The sequence below is a fragment of the Kocuria sp. CH-021 genome, assembly GCF_049716185.1.
Classification (GTDB): Bacteria; Actinomycetota; Actinomycetes; order Actinomycetales; family Micrococcaceae; genus Kocuria; species Kocuria cellulosilytica.
This window is the reverse complement of the sequence record NZ_JBNAFK010000050.1, coordinates 1-1,465: the sequence shown is the minus strand read 5'-3', so window position 1 is coordinate 1,465 and position 1,465 is coordinate 1. Positions and strand designations below refer to the sequence as shown.

General features: G+C 67.0%; 1 protein-coding gene. It reads left to right on the top strand.

What is annotated here, in order from left to right; genetic code table 11:
• Positions 1-57 precede the first annotated feature (57 nt).
• Positions 58-1,455: an IS30 family transposase gene (locus tag ACPYN7_RS17945; RefSeq protein WP_424348549.1), complete on the top strand. Its 1,398-nt coding sequence runs from the start codon at positions 58-60 to the stop codon at positions 1,453-1,455.
• Positions 1,456-1,465 lie beyond the last annotated feature (10 nt).

Below are 1,465 nucleotides of genomic sequence, written 5' to 3'. Positions count from 1 at the left end.
GATCGAAATTGGGCGGATTCAACCGGTCGTCGCAACACCCTGACGAGGAGGGTGTCGATGGGCAGACCGGCTGGATGGTTGAAGGAGTTGACGGGAAGATCGCCGATGATCTCCCCGGGTGCGCCGTCGACGCGGCGGAGCATCGAACGCGAGTTCTGGAGACAGGTCGCCGTAGGACTCTCCTCGGAGGACGCGGCCGGGGTCGTCGGAGTGTCACCTGCGGTCGGTGCCCGCTGGTTCCGCCAGGGTGGCGGCATGTCGACGATCGAACTCACCGAACCCGCTGGGCGATACCTCTCGTTCCCCGAACGGGAGGAGATCGCGATCTTGCGGGAGCAGGGCACGGGCGTGCGCGAGATCGCCCGACGGCTCGATCGTGACCCGGCCACGATCTCACGTGAACTCCGGCGCAATGCCGCCACCCGTGGCAGCAAGCTGCACTACCGGGCATCGGTGGCCCAGTGGAAGGCTGAGCTGGTGGCCCGGCGCCCCAAGGCCGCGAAGCTGGTGGAGAACCGGCAGCTGCACGACTACGTGCAACAGCGCCTCGACGGTGATCTCCGCCGACCGGACGGTGGGACCGTCACCGGACCCGCGGTGCCGGGGTGGAGGGGCCGATCCAAGCCGCACCGACAGGACCGACGGTGGTCGACCGCCTGGAGCCCGGAACAGATCTCCCAGCGCCTCAAGGTCGACTTCCCCGATGATGAGTCCATGCGCATCAGCCATGAAGCGATCTACCAGTCCCTGTTCATCGAGGGCAGGGGCGCGCTGAAACGTGAACTCGTGGCGTGCTTGCGCACAGGACGGGCACTGCGGGTTCCCCGAGCCAGATCGCGGAACAAGCCGCAGGGTCACGTCAGCGCCGACGTCGTCCTCAGCGCCCGTCCCGCCGAGGCCGACGACCGGGCCGTTGCGGGGCATTGGGAAGGTGACCTCATCATCGGCACGCACCGCTCGGCGCTGGGCACGCTTGTAGAGCGCAGCAGCCGGGCCACTCTGCTGGTCCATCTGCCTCGCCTCGAGGGCTATGGCCAGTCCCCGCCAGTGAAGAACGGTCCCGCACTGGCCGGCTACGGGGCAGTGGCGATGAATGCTGCCCTGGCCGCGTCAATGACTCAGCTACCCGATCAGCTGCGCAAGACGTTGACCTGGGATCGCGGCAAGGAGCTTTCCGGCCACGCCCTCTTCACGCTCGACACCGGCACGAAGGTGTTCTTCGCCGACCCCCACTCGCCCTGGCAGCGACCGACGAACGAGAACACCAACGGCCTGCTGCGGCAGTACTTCCCGAAGGGCACGGACCTGGCTCGCTGGTCTGCCGAGGATCTCGAAGCCGTCGCTCTGGCCCTGAACAACCGACCGCGGAAGGTCCTCGGCTGGAAGACACCCGCCGAAGTATTCGCCGAACAACTACAGTCGCTCGAACAAGGCGGTGTTGCGACGACCGGTTGAATCCGCCTTG

What these genes read in the sequence shown, in the direction of transcription:
- ACPYN7_RS17945 (WP_424348549.1), top strand. Translation starts at nt 58, where the DNA reads ATGGGCAGACCGGCTGGATGGTTGAAGGAGTTGACGGGAAGATCGCCG.